General features: G+C 72.1%; 18 protein-coding genes. 14 read left to right on the forward strand and 4 right to left on the reverse strand.

Features of this window, described 5'->3' with window-relative positions; all coding sequences use genetic code 11:
* The first annotated feature begins 10 nt into the window (after positions 1-10).
* The 8 genes from P1K89_RS00295 (at position 11) to P1K89_RS00330 (ending at position 8,792) form a co-directional block, all read left to right on the forward strand.
* The gene (locus tag P1K89_RS00295; protein WP_284614355.1) at positions 11-781 is read left to right on the forward strand and encodes an SDR family oxidoreductase; all 771 of its coding nucleotides are present in this window, start codon (positions 11-13) and stop codon (positions 779-781) included.
* A gap of 50 nt (positions 782-831) precedes the next feature.
* Complete coding sequence (locus P1K89_RS00300; RefSeq protein WP_284614356.1) at positions 832-1,872, forward strand: L-idonate 5-dehydrogenase; 1,041 nt, start codon at positions 832-834, stop codon at positions 1,870-1,872.
* 7 nt (positions 1,873-1,879) lie between these two features.
* Positions 1,880-2,647 carry an SDR family oxidoreductase gene (locus tag P1K89_RS00305; RefSeq protein ID WP_284614357.1) on the forward strand — a complete coding sequence of 256 codons (768 nt, stop codon included), beginning with the start codon at positions 1,880-1,882 and terminating at the stop codon, positions 2,645-2,647.
* 63 nt (positions 2,648-2,710) lie between these two features.
* Positions 2,711-3,577, forward strand: a complete 867-nt coding sequence (locus P1K89_RS00310; protein ID WP_284614358.1) for a fumarylacetoacetate hydrolase family protein — start codon at positions 2,711-2,713, stop codon at positions 3,575-3,577.
* Positions 3,578-3,709: 132 nt separating this feature from the next.
* Positions 3,710-4,183 carry a hypothetical protein gene (locus tag P1K89_RS00315; RefSeq protein ID WP_284614359.1) on the forward strand — a complete coding sequence of 158 codons (474 nt, stop codon included), beginning with the start codon at positions 3,710-3,712 and terminating at the stop codon, positions 4,181-4,183.
* Positions 4,184-4,246: 63 nt separating this feature from the next.
* Positions 4,247-5,776, forward strand: a complete 1,530-nt coding sequence (locus P1K89_RS00320) for a D-arabinonate dehydratase (RefSeq protein ID WP_284614360.1) — start codon at positions 4,247-4,249, stop codon at positions 5,774-5,776.
* A gap of 92 nt (positions 5,777-5,868) precedes the next feature.
* Entirely contained in the window at positions 5,869-8,250 is a 2,382-nt protein-coding gene (locus P1K89_RS00325) for an ATP-binding protein (RefSeq protein ID WP_284614361.1), read from the forward strand.
* Positions 8,251-8,309: 59 nt separating this feature from the next.
* Positions 8,310-8,792, forward strand: a complete 483-nt coding sequence (locus P1K89_RS00330; RefSeq protein WP_284614362.1) for a CreA family protein — start codon at positions 8,310-8,312, stop codon at positions 8,790-8,792.
* Between the two features lie 48 nt (positions 8,793-8,840).
* On the opposite strand, the gene pssA is transcribed toward P1K89_RS00330, so the two are convergent.
* Positions 8,841-9,458 (reverse strand): CDP-diacylglycerol--serine O-phosphatidyltransferase, encoded by a 618-nt coding sequence (gene pssA, locus P1K89_RS00335; protein WP_284614363.1) that lies wholly within the window; start codon positions 9,456-9,458, stop codon positions 8,841-8,843.
* Positions 9,459-9,651: 193 nt separating this feature from the next.
* Here pssA and P1K89_RS00340 point away from each other — a divergent pair, with 193 nt between their 5' ends.
* Both P1K89_RS00340 and P1K89_RS00345 read left to right on the forward strand, forming a co-directional pair.
* On the forward strand, positions 9,652-10,437 hold the full coding sequence (locus P1K89_RS00340; protein WP_284614364.1) for an SDR family NAD(P)-dependent oxidoreductase: 786 nt from the start codon (positions 9,652-9,654) through the stop codon (positions 10,435-10,437).
* The gene (locus tag P1K89_RS00345; RefSeq protein WP_284614365.1) at positions 10,434-10,895 is read left to right on the forward strand and encodes an acyl-CoA thioesterase; all 462 of its coding nucleotides are present in this window, start codon (positions 10,434-10,436) and stop codon (positions 10,893-10,895) included. The genes P1K89_RS00340 and P1K89_RS00345 overlap by 4 nt, the downstream gene beginning before the upstream one ends.
* Before the next feature lie 21 nt (positions 10,896-10,916).
* On the opposite strand, the gene P1K89_RS00350 is transcribed toward P1K89_RS00345, so the two are convergent.
* Together P1K89_RS00350 and P1K89_RS00355 are read right to left on the reverse strand one after the other, a co-directional pair.
* Positions 10,917-11,609 (reverse strand): response regulator, encoded by a 693-nt coding sequence (locus P1K89_RS00350; protein WP_284614366.1) that lies wholly within the window; start codon positions 11,607-11,609, stop codon positions 10,917-10,919.
* Entirely contained in the window at positions 11,606-13,189 is a 1,584-nt protein-coding gene (locus P1K89_RS00355; RefSeq protein ID WP_284614367.1) for an ATP-binding protein, read from the reverse strand. The genes P1K89_RS00350 and P1K89_RS00355 overlap by 4 nt, the downstream gene beginning before the upstream one ends.
* A 124-nt stretch (positions 13,190-13,313) precedes the next feature.
* Between P1K89_RS00355 and P1K89_RS00360 the strand changes: the two genes are divergently transcribed.
* Positions 13,314-14,579, forward strand: a complete 1,266-nt coding sequence (locus P1K89_RS00360; RefSeq protein ID WP_284614368.1) for a di-heme oxidoredictase family protein — start codon at positions 13,314-13,316, stop codon at positions 14,577-14,579.
* Positions 14,580-14,589: 10 nt separating this feature from the next.
* Here the strand turns inward: P1K89_RS00360 and P1K89_RS00365 are convergent, their stop codons facing one another.
* Entirely contained in the window at positions 14,590-17,340 is a 2,751-nt protein-coding gene (locus P1K89_RS00365) for an ATP-binding protein (RefSeq protein WP_284614369.1), read from the reverse strand.
* Positions 17,341-17,490: 150 nt separating this feature from the next.
* Here P1K89_RS00365 and P1K89_RS00370 point away from each other — a divergent pair, with 150 nt between their 5' ends.
* From P1K89_RS00370 to P1K89_RS00380, 3 genes are all read left to right on the forward strand, one after another.
* The gene (locus P1K89_RS00370; protein ID WP_284614370.1) at positions 17,491-17,880 is read left to right on the forward strand and encodes a hypothetical protein; all 390 of its coding nucleotides are present in this window, start codon (positions 17,491-17,493) and stop codon (positions 17,878-17,880) included.
* A 71-nt stretch (positions 17,881-17,951) separates the two neighbouring features.
* The gene (locus P1K89_RS00375; protein ID WP_284614371.1) at positions 17,952-18,458 is read left to right on the forward strand and encodes a MaoC family dehydratase; all 507 of its coding nucleotides are present in this window, start codon (positions 17,952-17,954) and stop codon (positions 18,456-18,458) included.
* A gap of 135 nt (positions 18,459-18,593) precedes the next feature.
* Entirely contained in the window at positions 18,594-19,568 is a 975-nt protein-coding gene (locus P1K89_RS00380) for a sensor domain-containing diguanylate cyclase (RefSeq protein ID WP_284614372.1), read from the forward strand.
* Positions 19,569-19,765 lie beyond the last annotated feature (197 nt).

A 19,765-nucleotide genomic window follows, 5' to 3' on the forward strand; every position in this document is an offset into this window, starting at 1 on the left:
AGGGATTGAGATGAGCCCCCACAACCGCATCGCCCTCGTCACCGGCGCCGGCTCCGGCATCGGCGCCGCCTGCGCCACCGCACTGTTGAAGGATGGCTGGCGGGTGGTGTTCACCGGGCGCCGGGCCGACGCGCTGCAGGCGGCGATCGCGGCTGCGGGCGACCCGTTCGGCGACATCGCCGAGCGCGCCGCGGCGATCCCGTCGGACGTCGGCGACGAACATTCGGTCGCCGCGCTGTTCGAGCAGGTGAAGGCGCGCTTCGGCCGGCTCGACCTGCTGTTCAACAACGCCGGCATCTCGCTGCCGCCGACGACGCCCGACGAGCTGGATGCCGCGACCTGGCGGCGCGCGGTCGACACCAACTTCAATGGCGCCTTCTTCTGCCTGTCGCAGGCGTTCAAGCTGATGCGCGCGCAGCGCCCGATGGGCGGTCGCATCATCAACAACGGCTCGATCTCCGCGCACGCGCCGCGGCCGGGCTCGATCGCCTACACCGCGACCAAACACGCGATCACCGGACTGACCAAGACCGCGGCGCTCGACGGCCGGCCGTTCGACATCGCCGTCGGCCAGATCGACATCGGCAATGTCGCCAGCGACATGACCGCGCGCATGGTCGCCGGCGTGCCGCAGGCCGACGGCACGGTGCGGCCGGAGCCGCGCATGCAGATGTCGTCGCTCACCGACACCTTCATGGCGATGGCCCGGCTGCCGCTGACGGCCAACGTGCTGTTCATGACGGTGATGGCCACCAAGATGCCCTACGTCGGCCGCGGCTGACGCTCGCTTCGCGGGGCATCGCACCACTCGCTTCCGACAGGGATCCGCCCATGGACAAACGCTGGACGCTGGCCTGCATGATCCACGGCAGGCTGGACCTGCGGCTGCAGGAAGAGGAAGCGCCGCCGCTGGGGCCGACCGACGTGCTGCTGCGGCTGGGCGCCGGCGGCATCTGCGGTTCGGACATGCACTACTTCGAGCATGGGCGGGTGGGGGCGTTCGAGGTGCGCGAGCCGCTGATCCCCGGCCATGAAGCCTCGGGCATCGTCGTCGCGATCGGCCCCTCCGTCACCCGCGTGCAGCCCGGCCAGAAGGTGGCCATCAACCCCTCCCACCCCTGCGGCCGCTGCGACTACTGCAGCGCCGGCCGCGGCAACCTGTGCCGGAAGATGTTCTTCCTCGGCAGCGCCAGCGTCTTTCCGCATGCGCAGGGCATGTTCCGCGAACGTTTCGTGATGGGCGAGCGCCAGCTCACCGCGATCGACGAGCCCGGCATCACGCTGGGCGAGATCGCCTGCGCCGAGCCGCTGTCGATCGGCCTGCACGCGGTGAACCGCGCCGGGCCGATGATCGGCGAGACGGTGCTCGTCACCGGCGCCGGCACCATCGGCGCGATGTGCGTGATGGCCGCGCGGCTGGCCGGCGCCGCGCAGGTGATCGCCTGCGACGTCAACGACCGGGCGCTCGGCATCGCGCGCCAGGCCGGGGCCGACCGCACCGTGCGCAGCGACCAGGTCGCGGCGTCCGAGCTGGGCGACCTCGCCGACGTGACGATCGAGGCGGCCGGCCACCCGTCGGCGCTGGCCACCTGCCTCGCGGCGACGAAGCGTGGCGGCCGCATCATCCAGGTCGGCACCCTGCCGCCGGAACTGCCGTTCCCGGCCAACAGCCTGATGCAGCGCGAGCTCGACTACCGCGGCTGCTTCCGCGCCCATCTGGAATTCGACTGGGCGGTGCAGGCCATCCGCAGTCGCCGCGTCGACGTGCGGCCGCTGATCACCGCGCAGATCCCGCTGTCGCGTTCGCTCGAGGCCTTCGAGCTGGCGCTCGACCGCAGCCGCAGCACCAAGGTTCAACTGGTATTGGAGTAGCAGAGACATGTCTGGAAGACTGAAAGGCAAGACCGCGTTCCTGACCGCGGCCGGCCAGGGCATCGGCCGCGCGGTGGCGCTGGCCTTCGTGCGCGAGGGCGCCGACGTGCTGGCCACCGACATCGATGCCGCGGCATTGGAGCGGCTGCGCGCCGACTGCGGCTGCCGCGGGCGGCAGCTCGACGTCACCGATGCGCAGGCGATCGCCGCGGCCGCGGCCGCCGCGGGACCGGTGGACGTGCTGTTCAACGGCGCCGGTTTCGTTCACGCCGGTACGGTGCTCGACTGCAGCGAGGAGCAGTGGGCCTTCGCGATGGACCTGAACGTGCGCTCGATGTACCGCACGATCAAGGCGCTGCTGCCGGGCATGCTGGAGCGCGCAGGGCAGGGCGCCTCGTGCTCGATCATCAACGTGGCCTCGGTCGCCGGCAGCCTGAAGGGTGCGCCGAACCGCTTCGTCTACGGCACGACCAAGGCCGCGGTGATCGGCCTGACCAAGGCCGTGGCCGCCGACTTCGTCGCCCGCGGCGTGCGCTGCAACGCGATCTGCCCGGGCACGGTCGAGTCGCCGTCGCTGCGCGAGCGCATCGCGGCGCAGGCCCAGGCCAGCGGCCAGACGCTGGCGCAGGTGGAAGCCGGCTTCGTCGCGCGCCAGCCGATGGGCCGGCTCGGCCGCACCGAGGAGATCGCCGCGCTGGCCGTCTACCTGGCCAGCGACGAATCGGGCTTCACCACCGGCACGACCCAGGTCATCGACGGCGGCTGGTCGAACTGAACAACTGACCGGTCAGTCGGTAACCATCCGACCTCATCGATCCATAAGCAAGGAGCGTTCCGAATGAAACTGATGCGCATCGGCCCGAAGGGGCGCGAGAAGCCGGCGCTGCTGGACATTGAAGGGCGCGTGCGCGACCTGTCCGGCGTGATCCCCGACCTGCACGCGGCGATGCTGACGCCCGAGGGCCTGGCGCCGCTGCGCGCGGTCGATCCGTCGTCGCTGCCGATCGTCGAGCGGCCGGGCCGCATCGCGCCGCCGTGGAGCGGCATGGGCAAGTTCGTCTGCGTTGGCCTGAACTATGCAGACCACGCGGCCGAGTCCGGGCTGCCGGTGCCGGCCGAGCCGGTGTTGTTCACCAAGCACACCAGCACGGTGATCGGTGCCAACGATCCCGTCGTGCTGCCGCAGGGCTCGGTGAAGACCGACTGGGAGGTCGAGCTGGGGGTGGTTATCGGCCGCAAGGCGCGTTACGTCGCCGAGGCTGATGCGCTGCAGCACGTCGCCGGTTACTGCGTGGTCAACGACGTCTCGGAGCGCGAATACCAGATCGAGCGCGGCGGCACCTGGGACAAGGGCAAGGGCTGCGACACCTTCGGACCGATCGGTCCGTGGCTGGTCACGGCCGATGAAGTGGCCGATCCGCAACAGTTGGCGATGTGGCTCGAAGTGAACGGCCACCGCTACCAGAACGGCAGCACGCGCACGATGGTGTTCGGCGTCGCCCAGCTGGTGAGCTACATCAGCCGCTTCATGACCCTCTATCCGGGGGATCTGATCAGCACGGGCACGCCGCCCGGCGTCGGCATGGGGCAGAAACCCTCTCCCGTCTATTTGAGGCCTAGGGATACAATGCGCCTGGGCATTGAAGGTCTGGGGCAACAAGAACAGACCGTGCATGCGTGGAACCCCGAGTTGATCGATGGTTAGGCGCGGCGCGATGCTCAGGCACTACGCGCTGCCGGCGATGGGGATCGGCGGCCTCAGGGTGTGGTGTTCCGTTGGGGGAACCAGGCCATGCAGTTCAGGACCATCACATTGCCGTACGGGGCACGCTGTCGCGTGCCGGAACACGTCCAGCGCATCGACTCGCACAGCACGCACGGCTGGCAGTTGCGCTACGGGACGCCGACGCGCTTCTTCTCTGACAAGTCGCACGACAACAAGGGCGCACGTGCAGCGCTCGCCATGGCGGTCGTCGAGCTGCGCGCCCGCGTGCGCAAGCTGCCGGCGCCCACCGGGCTGCAACGCAAGGTCAGTGCGCACAAGCAGAACGACCTGCCGGTGGGCATCAGCGGCCCGATCCTGCGCCAGCGCCGGGGCAGCTCGGTGCAGGAGTGCAGCTTCTCGGTCAACCTGCCGCGCTACGGCGACAAGCCGCTGCGCCGCAGCGTCTACATCGCCAGCAAGAACACCTACTCGAAGGAACGCTACGAGCAGGCCTTGCAAACCGCGATGGAGCTGCGCAAGCAGGCCGAAGAGGAATACCAGAAGGCTGCCACGGCGGCCAAACGAAAAGCTGTCGCGAAACTCTGACGCGGCGCTCGTCCTGAACCTCGCGCCGGCGGCTTGCGCTGCCGGCGTGATGGCAGCGCTGTCATGACTGCCAGCGCCGTGATCCGCATCCATGCGGCGGACAACGTCGTCATCGCACGCCGGCAACTGCTGGGCGGCACGGTCATCGACGCCGAGGGTTTCGCCGTGCAGGGCCTGGTGCCGCCCGGGCACAAGATCGCCACGCGCGCCATCGCGCCCGGCGAGGCGGTGCTGCGCTACGGCCAGGTCATCGGCCTGGCGACGCAGCCCATCGCGCCCGGCATGCATGTGCATACGCACAACCTCGCGTGCAGCGATTTCACCCGCGCGCACGAACCCGGTGCCGGCGCACTGCCGACCGCCTACGTCGCCGAACCCGCCACGTTCGACGGCATCGTGCGCGCCGACGGGCGCATCGCGACGCGCAACTACATCGGCATCCTGACCTCGGTGAACTGCTCGGCGACGGTCGCGCGGGCGATCGCCGACCATTTCCGGCGCGACGTGCATCCCGAGGTGCTGGCCGCCTACCCGAACGTCGACGGCGTGGTCGCGCTGACGCACGGCATGGGCTGCGCCACCGACAGCGAGGGCGAGGACCTGCGCGTGCTGCGGCGCACGCTCGGCGGTTACGCCCGCCATCCGAACTTCGCCGCGGTGCTGGTGATCGGCCTGGGCTGCGAGACCAACCAGATCCAGGGCATGGTGGCCCAGGAAGGCCTGACCGAAGGCGCGAAGCTGCAGCTCTTCGACATCCAGGGCAGCGGCGGCACCGCGAAGGCCGTGGCCAAGGGCATCGCCGTGGTGCATGGCCTGCTGGCCGAGGCCGACCGGGTGCAGCGCCAGCCGGTGCCGGCGCGCCACCTGACGGTCGGGCTGCAGTGCGGCGGCTCGGATGGCTATTCGGGGATCAGTGCAAACCCGGCGCTGGGGGCGGCGGTCGACCGGCTGGTGCGCCATGGTGGGGCCGCCATCCTGAGCGAAACGCCCGAGGTCTACGGCGGCGAACACCTGCTGACGCGCCGCGCGGTGTCGCGCGCGGTGGCGGACAAGCTGCTCGCGCGCATCGCCTGGTGGGAGGACTACACCGCCCGCCACCGCATGAAGATGGACAACAACCCGTCGGCCGGCAACAAGGCCGGCGGCCTGACCACCATCCTCGAGAAGTCGCTCGGCGCGATCGCCAAGAGCGGCACCACCGCGCTGGTCGACGTGCTGCAGTTCGCCGAACCCGCCACGGCCCGCGGCCTGCTGTTCATGGACACCCCGGGCTACGACCCGGTGTCGGCCACCGGCCAGGTCGCCGGCGGCGCGAACCTGATCTGCTTCACCACCGGGCGCGGCTCGGCCTACGGCTGCGCGCCGTCGCCTTCCCTGAAACTGTCGACCAACACCGCGCTGTGGCTGAAGCAGCAGGACGACATCGACATCGACTGCGGCGGCATCGTCGAGGGCAACGACAGCGTCGACGCGGCCGGCGAGCGCATCTTCCGGCTGATGCTGGACACCGCCTCCGGCCGGCGCACGAAGAGCGAGCAGCACGGCTACGGGCAGAACGAGTTCGTGCCCTGGCAACTGGGCGCGGTGATGTAGGGCGGTACGCCGCCGCGCTCCCGGGCGCCATCCCCGGCCCCGGGCGAGCACGGTTGCGCTGTCGCCACCGGCAGCGGTAGCCTCACAGCGCCATGGCCATCTGGCACAAGGAAGTCACCGCAGGCATCGACTCGGTGGTCGACAACCCCGAGGTGATCGCGCTCTTCCGCCGCTGGCAGGCCCTGTCCGAGGAGCGCGGTGGCGCGCTGCCGCTGCTGGCCGATTTTGATCTCGCGCGGCTCGGCTTCATCGCCGACAAGATGATGCTGTTGCGTGCCGAAGGCAGCGACTTCCGCTACGAACACTACGGGCTGGACATCCAGCGCCATGCGAAGTTCGACCTCACCGGACACCGGGTCTCGGAGTTCGGCGGCGAGCTCGGCGAGTTCTTCCTCGAGCGCTACCGCAAGGCGGTCAGCGGGCGGCGGCCGCTGTACACGGTGCACTTTTCCGACCGCGCGCCCAGCGTCTTCACCTGGGAGCGGCTGATCCTGCCGCTGCTCGATGGCGATGAGCACGATGCAGCGGGCGGCGAGGTGGTGCTGCTGGCCTACAACACGCCGCTCGAGTCGCGCCAGCAGATGCTGGAGGCGGTGCTCAATGCCACCAGCGACGGCATCATCGCGCTGCGCGCGATCCGCGACAGCGCCGGCCGCCAGGTCGACTGGCTGGTCGTGATGGTCAACCGGCAGTTCGGCGAACTGCTCGAGGCGGCGGTGGAGAACCCGACCGGCTGCCTGGTCAGCGTCGCGTACCCGGCCTGGCCGCAGCTGCAGCTCGACGAGCGCTGCCGCGCCGCGATGTCGCAGTCGGCCGGCTCGAGCTGCGAGGTGGCGCTGCGGCGCGGCGGCCGGCGCAGCGTCTTCCTCGCGCAGCTGGGCCCGCTGGGCGAGGGCTGCGTGCTGCGGCTGACCGGCATCACCGAGCGCAAGCAGGCCGAGGACCACCTGCGCGAGCGTGAGCAGCTGCTGCAGCAGCTGTTCGACAACAGCCTCGACGGCATCCTCTACACCGCGGCGCGCGGCCGCATCCTGGATGCCAATCCGGCGGCCTGCCAGATGCTGGGCCGCTCGCGCGAGGCGCTGCAGCGGCTCGGGGCGGCGTCGCTGGTCGATGCCGGCGACTCGCGACTGCACGCGGCGCTGGACGAAGTGCGCCGCACCGGCCTGTTCAAGGGCCAGCTGCGCCTGCTGCGCGCCGATGGCCGGGTCTTCGAAGCCGAGATCTTCGCCGCGGTGCATGTCGACGCGCAGGGGCACCTGCGCAATACGATCAACGTGCGCGACATCAGCGACCGCATCGCCGCCGAGGCCGCGCGCGCCGAGCTGGAGGAGCGGCTGCGCGAGGCGCACAAGCTGGAGGCCATCGGCACGCTGGCGCGCGGCATTGCGCACGACTTCAACAACATCCTCGGCGCGATGCTCAGCAACGTGGTGCTGGCGCGGCAGGACGTGGCGCCGGCGCATCCGGCGCGACTGGCGCTGGACGAGCTGCTGAAGTCCGGCATGCGCGCGAAAGACCTGGTCTCGCAGATCCTCACGTTCAGCCGGCAGGGGCCCGAGCCCTACGTCAAGCTGCCGCTGAAGCCGGTGGTCGAGGAGGTGGTGCAGACCCTGCGCACGCTGCTGCCGGCTGGCAGCACCATCGTTGCCGAGTTTGGCGACGCGCCGTGCCGCGTATCGGCACACCCGACGCAACTGCACCAGGTGCTGATGAACCTGTGCACCAACGCGCTGCATGCGATCGAAGGCCGCGCCGGACGCATCGCGCTGGTGCTGGACGAGGTGCGGCTCGATGCCGAGGCGGCGCGCACGCGGCCGGGCCTGCTGCCCGGCGTGCACGTGCGGCTGCAGGTGCGCGACGACGGCATCGGCATGGACGCGGCGACCCGCGCACGCATCTTCGAGCCCTTCTACACGACCAAGCCGGTGGGCAAGGGCACCGGGCTCGGGCTGTCGGTGGTGCACGGCATCGTGATGGCGCATGGCGGCGCGATCGCCATCGACAGCGCACCCGGCGCCGGCAGCTGCTTCACGATCCACCTGCCGGCGCTGGCGCCCGAGCTGGAAACGACGGCGGGCGCCGCGGGCGGCGGCCACGGCGAACGTGTGCTGTGCATCGACGACGACCCGACCATGCTGCTGGTGTTGCAGCGGCTGCTCGAACGCGACGGCTACCAGGTCACGGCCTTCGGCAGCGGCGAGCCGGCGATCGCCGCGGTGCGGGCGGACCCGGCGGCGGTCGACGTCGTGGTCACCGACTACAACATGCCGGTGGCCGACGGGCTGGTGGTGGCCGCGGCCATCCACCAGCTGCGCGAGGACCTGCCGATCGTGCTGTGCTCGGGCTACATCTCGGACGAGCTGCGCATCGATGCCCGCCGCGCCGGCGTGCGCCGCCTGGTGCCCAAGGCCGACAGCTACGACGAGCTGCCGGCCGTGGTGCGACAGCTGCTGGCGCCGCTGGGGCCTTGAAGGGCGCTGCGCCCGGCCGCAAGCACAATGCGGCCTTCACGATGGCGAAGGACCCCTGCATGCGATCGATTGCCCTGGGCGCCGGCTGCTGGCCCGCGCTGCTGCTGCTGGCGGCCTGCAGCGCCGGCGCCGAGCCGGTCGGCGAAGTCGACACCGTCTTCAAGCTGATCGGCCCGGACCACAAGATCGTCGTCGAGGCCTACGACGACCCGAAGGTCGTCGGCGTCACCTGCTACGTGTCGCGCGCGAAGACCGGCGGCATCAAGGGTGCGCTGGGCCTGGCCGAGGACAAGTCGGAAGCCTCGATCGCCTGCCGCCAGGTCGGCCCGGTCTCGTTCCCGAAGCCGCTGCCGCAGCAGGAGGAGGTGTTCAACGAACGCCTGTCGATCCTCTTCAAGCGCCTGCGCATCGTGCGCATGGTCGATGCGAGGCGCAACGCGCTGGTCTACATGACCTACTCGGAGAAGCTGATCGAAGGCTCGCCGCAGAACAGCGTGACGGCGGTGCCGGTGGACCGCGGCACGCCCATTCCGCTGAAATAGCGCGTCATCGACGCTGAGGCGAGGGCGCGGTACTCCGGGCCTGGGGGCTCAGACCTTCGGTATCCGGATCCGGCTGATCATCAGCGAGCCGGACACCAGGAACATCAGCACCAGCGGGTGGAGCTTGAAGCCGCCGAGCTCGATCACGCCGAACCACAGCTGCGGGCCGAGCGCACCCTGCCACGCGGCGATCCACAGCACGATCACCAGCAGCAGCGAGGTGGGAATCGGCGTGCCTTCGAAGTACTTGACCTTGTCGCCGCCGTCGGCCAGCTTCTCGGCCGTGATGTTGTAGCGCGCCAGGCGCGACACCCCGCAGGCGACGAAGAAGACCAGGATGATGCGGTCGTACAGCCCCTGCATGCCGCAGGCGTAGGCGATGGCCGCCGGCGCGACGCCGAAGGAGATCACGTCGGCCAGCGAATCGAGCTCGCGGCCCATGGCCGACGAACGCTGCCGCCAGCGCGCGATGCGGCCGTCCAGCACGTCGAACACCAGCGCCAGCGGGATCAGTGCGCAGGCGAAGTACAGGTGCTGCACTTCACGGGTCTGCAGGTAGGACATCACCGCGAACAGCGCCCCGACGCCGCAGAAGGCATTGGCCAGCGTGAACCAGTCCGCGAGGTGGAACTCGCGGATCATCGAGAAGGGTTTCGGTCTATCCATGGTCAGGAATGATCGCACTTTGCGCTCCCGGCCGGCACGGGCCGGCAGCGCCCCGCGGGGCCTGGCATGCGGCGGGGCAAGTCGCGGGCCCACGCGCCGGCCACGCACCAGCCGCCCGGCGGTTGACGCTCAATTACTTTAAGTCTAAAGTAATTGCATGAACTCGCCGAGCCCGATGCCGATGCCGACCCCGATGCCAAGCCCGGTGCCTCTAGCCGGCCGCCATGCCCTGGTCACCGGTGCCGGCCGCGGCATCGGCGCCGCGATCGCCCGCCGCCTGGCGGCCGACGGGGCCGTGCTGACGCTGCTGGGCCGCGGCGCCGAGGCGCTGCAGACGCTGGCCGCCGAACTGCCCGCCAGCGCGCGCCCCCACGCCATCGCCTGCGACGTCGGCGATGCGCAGGCCATCGCACGGGCGTTCCACGAAGCCGCCGAGGTGCACGGCGGCGTGCAGGTGCTGGTCAACAACGCCGGCCAGGCCGAAGCCGCGCCGTTCGGCCGCACCAGCGACGAGCTGTGGCAGCGCATGCTGACGGTCAATCTGAGCGGCAGCTTCTACTGCGCCCGCGCCGCGCTGCCGGCGATGCAGCGGGCCGGCTGGGGCCGCATCGTCAACATCGCCAGCACTGCCGGCCAGCGGGGTTATGCCTACGTCGCCGCCTATGCCGCGGCCAAGCACGGCGTGATCGGCCTGACGCGTTCGCTGGCGCTGGAGGTGGCTGCGCAGGGCATCACGGTGAACGCGGTGTGCCCCGGCTACACCGAGACCGCGCTGCTGCAGGCCAGCGTCGACCAGGTGATGCACAAGACCGGCCGCAGCGCCGAGGACGCGCGCGCGGCTTTCGAGCGCAGCAACCCGCAGGGCCGCATCGTGCAGCCCGACGAGGTGGCCGACGCGGTGGCCTGGCTGGCGACGCCGGCGGCGGCATCGATCAACGGCCAGTCGATCTCGGTCAGTGGCGGCGAGGTGATGAATTGAGCGCCGCCGGGCGCCCGGCGGCCGCCGCCGCGGCGGCGGGTGCGCGCTTCGAGCGCCCGCTGCGCATCCGCTTCGGCCATTGCGACCCGGCCGGCATCGTCTACTTCCCGACCTACTTCGTGATGCTCAACGGCCTGGTCGAGGACTGGATCAGCGACGGGCTGGGCATTCCGTATGCGTCGCTGCTCGGCGAGCGCCGCACCGGACTGCCGACGGTCAGCCTGCAGACCGACTTCAAGGCGATCAGCCGCATGGGCGACGAGGTGGTGCTCGGCCTCGCGGTGCAGCGGCTCGGCGCGCGCTCGTTCACGCTGGCGCTGGACGTGCGCGGCGCCGACGGCGGGCTGCGCGTGCAGGCGAGCAAGGTGATCGTGACGACCGACCTCGAGACGCACCGCTCGATCGAGATCCCGCCCGACCTGCGCGCGGCGATCGAGCGCTTCATGCGCGCGGCCTGAGCCGCGGCCCGAGCCGGAGCATCACGTCGGCGGATCGAAGCGGTAGCCCACGCCGTAGACCGCCGCGATGCAGTCGCAGCCCGGCTCCACCGCCTGGATCTTGCGGCGCAGGTTCTTCACGTGGCTGTCGATCGCGCGGTCGCTGACCTCGCGCAACTCGGGCCGCAGGCCGTCGAGCAGCTGCGCGCGCGAGAACACGCGGCCAGGCCGCGCCAGCAGCCGCCGCAGCATGCGGAACTCCAGCGGCGTCAGCGGCAGCCACTGGCCGCGCCAGGCGATGCGCAGGGCGTCGTCGTCGACCGTCCACGGCGCGGCGGCGGCGACCAGCCGGCCCTCGGCACGCCGCAGCTGCGCCTTCACCCGCGCCACGACCTCGCGCGGGCTGAAGGGCTTGCAGACGTAGTCGTCGGCGCCGCTGTCCAGCCCGAGCAGGCGGTCGACTTCGTCGACGCGCGCGGTGAGCATCACGATCGGCACGTCGCTGAACGTGCGCACCGCGCGGCAGACCGCCAGGCCGTCGAGGCCCGGCAGCATCAGGTCCAGCACGATGGCGGCCGGCGGCTGCGCGCGGATGCGCTCCAGCGCCGACGCGCCGTCGCCGAAGGCTTCGGCCTCGAGCCCCTCGACCTGCAGGTAGTCCAGCAGCAGGCGCGCGATCTTCGGATCGTCCTCGACGACCAGCACCGGGCGCGGCAGCACGGCCGGGCGATTCATCGCCCGCTTTCCTTCGACGCGTCGAGCGGCAGCTCGACGGTGATGCGCAGTCCGCCGAGCGGCGAGGGGAGCGCCTCGATGCGCCCTTGGTGCGCCTGCACGATCGCCGCGCAGATCGCCAGGCCCAGGCCGCTGCCGCCGGATTCGCGGTCGCGCGCGCGGCCGGCGCGGTACAGCGGCTCGAACAGCCGCGGCAGCTCGGCGGCCGGCACGCCGGGCGCGCTGTCGTCGAGCGTGATGCGCACGCGCTCGCCGCTGCGCTGCAGCGCGAGCTCGATGCGTCCCGGCGCATCGGTGTAGCGCAGGCTGTTCTGCAGCAGGTTGCCCAGCAGCTGGCCGATGCGGCCGGCGTCCCAGCGCACCGGCAGCGGCGCATCGCCAGCGTTCAAAGTGAGCGTCATCCGCTGCGCCGAAGCGCGCGCGGCGAAGCGCTGCACGGCGTCGCGGCACAGCGCGGCGGCATCGGCGGCGTCGAAACGGCAGGGCAGCGCGTTCAAGTCGGCCATCGCCAGCAGGTGCAGGTCGTCGACCAGCGTGCCCAGGCGCAGCACCTCCTCGCGCAGCGACTGCGCGGCCTGCGGCGTCCACGCCCGCACGCCGTCGATCTGCGCCTCGATCTCGCCGCGCAGCACCGCCAGCGGCGTGCGCAGCTCGTGCGACAGGTCGGCGATCCAGCGCCGCCGCGCGCCCTCGATGCGCTGCAGGCTCTCGGCCATCAGGTTGACGTTGTGGACGACATCGCCGAACTCGTCGTCGCGCGTGCGCGGCAGGCGAACGTCGAGCTCGCCGCGGGCGATGCGCGCGGTGGCGGCCTGCACCGCCAGCAGCGGCCTGACCCACTGGCGCGACAGCCACCAGCCGACCGCCACCGCCAGCAGCGTCAGCCCGAGCGCCACGCCGGTGATGCCGGCGTACTGGTGGCGCAGGAATTTCTGCTCGCTCGCTTCCGGCGCGCGCTGCGGTGCGCGCATGCGGGCGATGGCGACGGTGCGGCCGTCCAGCTGCACCGGCCGCTCGACCAGCGCGGCGCCGGTCTCCGGCAGCGCATGGCCGGCCAGGCGGCGGCCTTCGAGGTCGAACAGCGCGACGCGGCCACCGAAGCCATGGTCCGGACGGCGCGGGCGCTCGCCGCGCGCCTCGGGCGGACCACCCGGTGGACCGTCGGCACGCAGGTGCGGCGGCGGCCGGCGAGCATCGCCCTCGCTGCCCGGTGGGCCGCGCCCGTCGGCTTGTCGGCCCGGGGGGCCGCGTCCATCCTGCGCGCGTCCCGGCCGAGCGACGTCTTCCTGCGGTGACGGGTTGCGCAGCGCCGAGGTGTCGCCCTCGCGCAGCGCCACCTCGCGCAGCAGCTGTCGCATGTCGAGCCGCCCGTCCTGCAGCGCCGCTTCGCCGCCGCCGGCGCGCAGCGCATCGGCGACCACGCCGGCAAAGGTCTCCAGCCGCTCGGTGTCGCGCGCGGCCAGGTAGTCGCCGAAGCCCTGGCGCAGATTCCAGGCCAGCACCGCGCCCATCGCCAGAACGCTCGAGGCCACCGCCGCCACGAGGCACAGCGACAGGGTGTGGACGAGGCGCAGGCGCATGGCGGGACGGGTGCAGGCGAGTAGGCGCGGCGATTGTGGAGGCATTGTGGAGAGCGCTCCATGCTCGCTCCACGGTCGGCGTTCACGCTGCGGGCCGTCCGACATCCGTACCCGAGGAGACCCGATGAAGATCCCGTTCCCGCCGCGGCGCCGCGTCGCCGCAGGCGCTGCCGCCGTGATCGGTGCCGGCGCCATCGCCACCGCCGTGGTGGCGGTCGCGCAGACCGCCAGCTTCGCGCCGCGGCCCAAGCTCGCGCCGCCGGTGGTGAACGCAGCGCCGCCGCCCGGCGTCAACCTGCCCGGCGCGCCGCTCGTCGGCCTGAACGACGCTCAGGCGCAGGCCTTCACGACCGGACGCGAGGAGTTCGAGGCGGTCGAGACCCCGGAAGGCGGCCTCGGCCCGATCTTCAACGACCGCAGCTGCGCCGCCTGCCACGACGCCGGCGGCATCGGTGGCGGTGGCCCGCGCACCGTCACGCGCTTCGGCCGCCGCGTGGCCGATGGCCGCTTCGACGCGCTGGCCCACCTGGGCGGCTCGCTGCTGCAGGCGCGGGCGATCGACCCGGCGGCGCTCGAGCGCATTCCGCCGCAGGCCAACGTGGTCGCGCGTCGCGTCACGACGCCGCTGTTCGGCGCCGGGCTGATCGAGGCCATCGACGATCTGACGCTGGAGCTGCAGGCGCAGCGGCCGAAGCCGGATGGCGTGCGCGGCCGCGTACACCGGGTGGTGGATGTGGCGAGCGGGCAGTCGCGCGTCGGCCGCTTCGGCTGGAAGGCGCAACACGCGACGCTGCTGTCGTTCTCGGCCGACGCCTACCTCAACGAGATGGGCGTCACCAACCGCTTCTTCCCGACCGAGAACGCGCCCAACGGCCGCGCCGACCTGCTGGCCCGCTTCGACCGCGTGCCCGACATCGAGGACGCGGTGAACCCGGCGACCGGCCGCGGCGACGTCGATGCACTGGCCGACTTCATGCGCCTGCTCGCGCCGCCACCGACGCTGGCGCCGACCGCGGCCAGCGTCGCGGGCCAGCGCCTGTTCGAGCAGGCGCGCTGCACCGCCTGCCACGTGCCGTCGATGAACACGGGCGCCAGCGCCATCGCGGCGCTGGCGCACCAGCCGGTGCGGCTGTACTCGGACCTGCTGCTGCACGACATGGGCACGCTCGGCGACGGCATCGAGCAGGGCAGTGCATCGGGCCGCGAGATGCGCACGGCGCCGCTGTGGGGCCTGCGGCTGCGGCCGAGCTACCTGCACGACGGCCGTGCCCGCACGGTGGCCGAAGCGATCGCCGCGCACGGCGGCGAAGCGGGCGCGGCGCGCCAGCGCTACCAGGCCATGTCAGCGGCCGAGCAGCGGCAGCTGCTGGAGTTCCTGCGCACGCTGTGACGCGAAGCCGTCACGCCGGCCGCGCCGCCGCCGGCGCGAGCAGCTCGCGCAGCCGCGGCAGCACGCGGTCGAAGTCCAGCGGCTTGGTCCAGTAGTCGGTGGCGCCGGCGGCGATCGCCGCAGCCACGTCCTCCGGCATCGCGCTGGCCGACAGCGCGACGATCGGCAGCGTCGACATCGATGGATCGGCCCGCAGCCGGCGCATCACCTCCAGGCCGCCGAGGTCGGGCAGGTGCAGGTCCAGCAGCAGCAGGTCCGGCCGCAGCGAACGTGCCAGCGCCAAGCCGCGCTCGCCGCCGCCGGCGGTGACCGTGCGCACCTCGGGCCAGCGCGCCAGCAGCTGCTCGACCAGCAGCAGGTTGACAGGGTCGTCGTCGACGTAGACCACCAGGCCGCGCGGCGGCGGGCCGTCGCCGGGTGCGGCCGGGGCCACCGCCGGGGCCGCCGCGGCCGACGCCGGATCGGCGGGCGCACGCGCCAGCGGCAGCTCGATGCGTGCGCAGGTGCCCTGGTCGGGCGTGCTGTCGAGCTGCAGCGTGCCGTTCATCATGTGCACCAGCTGCCGCGTCAGCGTCAGGCCGATGCCGGTGCCTTCGATGCCGCTGCCTTCGCGGCCGAGCCGGTTGAAGGGCTGGAACAGCTGCGCCAGCTGCTCGGGCTGCATGCCGAGGCCGGTGTCGGTGATCTCGATCGCGACATGGTGGTCGGCCTGCGCCAGACCGACGGTGACCTTGCCGCCCGGCCGGTTGTACTTCGCGCCGTTGGACAGCAGGTTCAGCAGCACCTGGCGCAGCCGGATCGGGTCGGCGCGGACCCAGGTGCCGTCGCGCGCGGCGGGCGTCGCCTGCAGCGTCACCTGGTGGCGGTCGGCGAGCGGGCGGCTCATCTGCAGCGCCTCGTCGATCAGCGGGCCCAGCGCCACCGGCTGCAGGCTCAGCTGCAGCTGGCCGGCCTCGATGCGCGAGACGTCGAGCACGTCGTCGATCAGCGCCAGCAGGTGCTGGCCGGCGCGGTGGATGTGGCCCAGCTGCGCGCGCCGCGGCGCATCAAGCGCGGCGCCGGCATCGTCCTGCAGCAGCCGCGCGAAGCCGATCACCGCGTTCAGCGGCGCGCGCAGCTCATGGCTCATGCGCGACAGGAACTCGGTCTTCGCGCGGTTCGCCGCTTCGGCCACCGCCTGGGCCTGCTCGGCACGGTGCAGGCTGGTGACGTCGAGCGACATCGCCACATGGCAGGGCTCGCCGAGGTAGTCGATCGGCTCGGCGCTGATCAGCTCGCGGCGCACCGTGCCGTCGCGGTCGCGCACGCGCACCACGCGGTCGCGCACGCGGCCGGTCTGGCGCAGCTCGGTATAAAACGCGTCGCGGTCCTCGGACACCAGGCCGATGCCCAGCGCGCGCAGGGTGTGGCCGATGAAGGCGTCGCGCGGCAGGCCGTAGCGCTGGCAGCAGGTGTCGTTGATGTCGACGATGCGGTAGTCGCGCATCGAGGTGATGACCGTGGCGATCGGCGACGCGTGGAAGACGCGGCGGAAGCGTTCGAGCCCCGCTTCGGCCTCGCGCAGCGCGGCCACGCGTTCGGCCCGGCGGTCGATGTCGTCGAGCGCGAACGAGAGGTCGTGGGCCATCTCGGTCAGCAGCCCGGTCAGGGCCTCGTCGAAGAAGTCGCGTTCGGTCGCGTAGACCGACAGCACGCCGACCGCCCGGCCGCCGCGCAGCAGCGGGAAGGCGGCCACCGCCTGCAGCCCGAGCGCGACGGCCTGCTCGCGCAGCAGCGCCGAGCGCGGGTCGGCGACGTAGTCGTTGCTGACCGTCGGCTGCTGCGTCGTGAACGCATGGCCGATGACCGAGCCGCGCACCGCGGGCTGCTCGATGTCCCAGCGCACCGGCACGCCGGCATGCAGCCGGTGCGACTCGCCGGCCGAGGACGCGAGTTGCAGGTGGCCGTCCTCGAGCACGAAGACGCAGGTGGCCCAGGCATGGCCGGTGTCGACGCAGATGCGCACGATCTCGTCGAACAGGCGCTGCATGTCGCGCTCGCGCACGATCAGCTGGTTGGTGCGCGACAGCGCCTGGTAGAAGCCCAGCATGCGCTGTTCGCGGGCCTCGGACTCCCGGCGCTCGTGCGCGTGCCGCGACAGCACGGCCCAGCCCAGCGCGCCGCAGGCCAGCAGCCCGACCAGCCCGAGCGCCGCCAGCCGCACCGTCGATTCGCGCTGGTGCTGCCGCTCCTGCGCGAGCAGCGACTGCGCGACCGACCACTGCACGTCCATCAGCCGCGCCAGCGCGTCGGCCACGGGATCGAGGACTTGGCGCAGCGGCTGGGCATCGTCGCGCCAGGCGCTGCCGGCGTCGGCGGCGATCAGCGTGCGCAGCTCGGCCCAGCGCCGGTCGGCCGCGTGCAGCAGCGGCCGGGCCGCGGCGATCAGGCGCTGCTCGTCGTCGACCAGCAGCGTGCGCAGGTAGGCCGCCCACTGCTCGTCGACCTGCCTGCGCGCGGCATCCAGCCGCGCCAGCGCCTGCGCCTTGTCGAGCCGGCCTTCGCGCAGGCGCGCGACGGTGTCGCCGAAACCCTGCGCGTAGCCGTCGGCGACGAGGCGCAGCTGCCGCAGCGGCGCGATGCGGTCGTCCACCACCGACTGCAGCGCCGACGTGGCGCCGCGGAAGTGCCGCACCGTCAGCACGCCGCCGAGGGCCAGCAGCACCAGCAGCATGCCGAGCAGCGCGGCGAGGCGGGCTTGCAGACCGAATCGGTGCGTCATGGGCAGGGCGATGATGCCTCGCCGGGCCGCGAAATGGTTCGCCTTTCGGTCGTTCGCGGCCGGATTCCGGTCGCTCGTCGCGTGCGCGCTGCCCGGGCGATCGCGGCTCTCCAGAATCGGCGCCTCCTGTGGTTCCCCGAGGAGATTCCGATGCGAAGCAGCGTGTTCCCGGCGTCGATCGCGATGCTGATGTCGGCCTGTGCCAGCCCGCAGGGCATCGGTCCAGCGGCCGATCCAGCCGCCGACCTGAGCGGCCGCTGGAGCTTCCAGGTCGCGACGCCGGCCGGCGTGGCCAACGGCCAGCTGAACGTGACGAAGGAGGCCGAGCGTTACGGCGGCACGCTGACCACCGACCAGGGCAACCAGGTGCTGAAGGTGCGCACGCTGACGCTGGAGCGCTCGGCGATGCGGCTGGCGGTGGAATCGCCGAACGGCGACGTGACCTTCCAGGGCCGGATCAGCGGCGACCGGCGCAGCTTCAACGGCACGGTGACCTATTTCAACGGGCAGCAGTTTCCGATGGCCGGGGTCAAGCGCTAGCCGGGGCGGGCCGGCGGTTCCGTGTCGCGCGCCCAACGGCGGGGCCGCGGCGGCCCGGGTATGCTGGCCCGATGAGCACCGATCCGCCCACTGCCGCCACCCGCCCGGCACCCGAGCGCATTCCACGTTATTGGTGGGAAGACTTCCCGGCCGGCCATGTGCGCGAGTTCGGCCACATGCCGGTGACGCGCGAGGCGACGCTGGCCTTTGCGCAGGCGTTCGACCCGCAGCCCTTCCATCTGGACGACGCGGCGGCGGAGGCCTCGCTGTTCGGCCGCCTGTCGGCCAGCGGCTGGCACACCTGCGCGATGACGATGCGCATGATGTGCGACGACTACCTGCTGGACGCCGCCAGCCTGGGCAGCCCAGGCATCGACAACCTGCGCTGGTTGAAGCCGGTGTTCCCCGGCGACACGCTGCGCGGGCGGCTGACCGTGCTGGCGGCGCGGCCGATGAACAGCCGGCCCGACGTCGGCCTGGTGCAATCGCGCTGGGAGATCTTCAACCAGCATGGCGACGCGGTGCTGTCGATGGAGGGCTGGGGCATGTTCCGCCGCCGGCCGGCCGACCTGCGCTGAACGGCCGCGCGGCGGCGCGTCCGAAGCGGGGCGCCGGTTCGCCGTTGCCCCGACTAGCCGCGGAAATCGCCCGCTGTTCGCGGTTTCCGCGGCGGCCCGCCTGCGCACACTGGGCGCTCCCGAAGGAGTGCCTACATGATCCCGGCCGGTGCGACCCCCGACGACGACAACCGCGTGCGCGCGCTGCGCAGCCTGCAGGTGCTGGACACACCGCCGGACGAACGTTTCGACCGCATCACGCGGCTTGCGCAGGCGCTGTTCGGCACGCCCATGGCCGCGGTGAACTTCGTCGACGCCGAGCGCACCTGGATGAAGTCGCGCATCGGCCTGAAGGACGCGCAGACGCCGCGCGGCACCTCGCTCTGCGGCCATGTCGTGCACGACGCGCAGCCGCTGATCGTCGAGGACGCGCACGCCGACCCGCGGTTCCACGACAACCCCAACGTCACCGGCGACCCGCACGTGCGCTTCTACGCCGGGCACCCCATCCGCGCGGCCGGCCACCTGCTGGGCGCCTTGTGCGTCGTCGACACGCAGCCACGGCAGTTCAGCGATGCCGACCGCCGCCACCTGGCCGACCTGGCCGCGCTGGTGGAGCGGGAACTGCACTCCGCCGAGACGGCGACCACCGACGACCTGACCGGCCTGCTGAACCGCCGCGGCTTCGAGCTCGTTGCCAGGCAGTGCCTCAGCCACACCGAGCGCGAGCGCGAGGCCGCCTGCCTGCTGTTCATCGACCTCGACGGCTTCAAGCAGATCAACGACACGCTGGGCCATGAACAAGGCGATGACGCGCTGCGCCAGTTCGCGCACTGCCTGACCCAGACCTTCCGCGTCTCCGACGTCGTCGCCCGCATGGGCGGGGACGAGTTCGCCGTGCTGCTGAGCGCGGCCGGCCTGGCGGACATTCCGCCGGCGCTGGTGCGGCTGCAGCGGCATGTCAACGTCGTCAACCGGCGTGCCGGCCTCGGCTACACGCTGCGCTACAGCGCGGGGGCGAGCGTGGTGGTCAGCCCGGGGGCCGTCGGGCTGCGGGATGCGCTGCAGAAGGCGGACGAGCAGATGTACGCGAAGAAGCGGGAGCAGGTGGCGGCGGGCGCCGCCGCCTGACCGGACCCGCCTGCGGCGGCGCGGGGCCGGACGGACGTCGGGCGATGGGCGCCGGGCGTTGTGCTACGCGATGCTCGTCAGCGCCCAGCGCGACAGGCCAACGCGCGTACCGTCGTGCTGGCGGCTTCGGCGCCGGAAGTGTCAGCAAACCATAACTGGCCAGGCCCACGGCCGCGGCGTCCAGCGTGCTTCACTCG

The sequence above is a fragment of the Aquabacterium humicola genome, assembly GCF_030167915.1.
GTDB classification, from domain to species: Bacteria; Pseudomonadota; Gammaproteobacteria; order Burkholderiales; family Burkholderiaceae_C; genus Pseudaquabacterium; species Pseudaquabacterium humicola.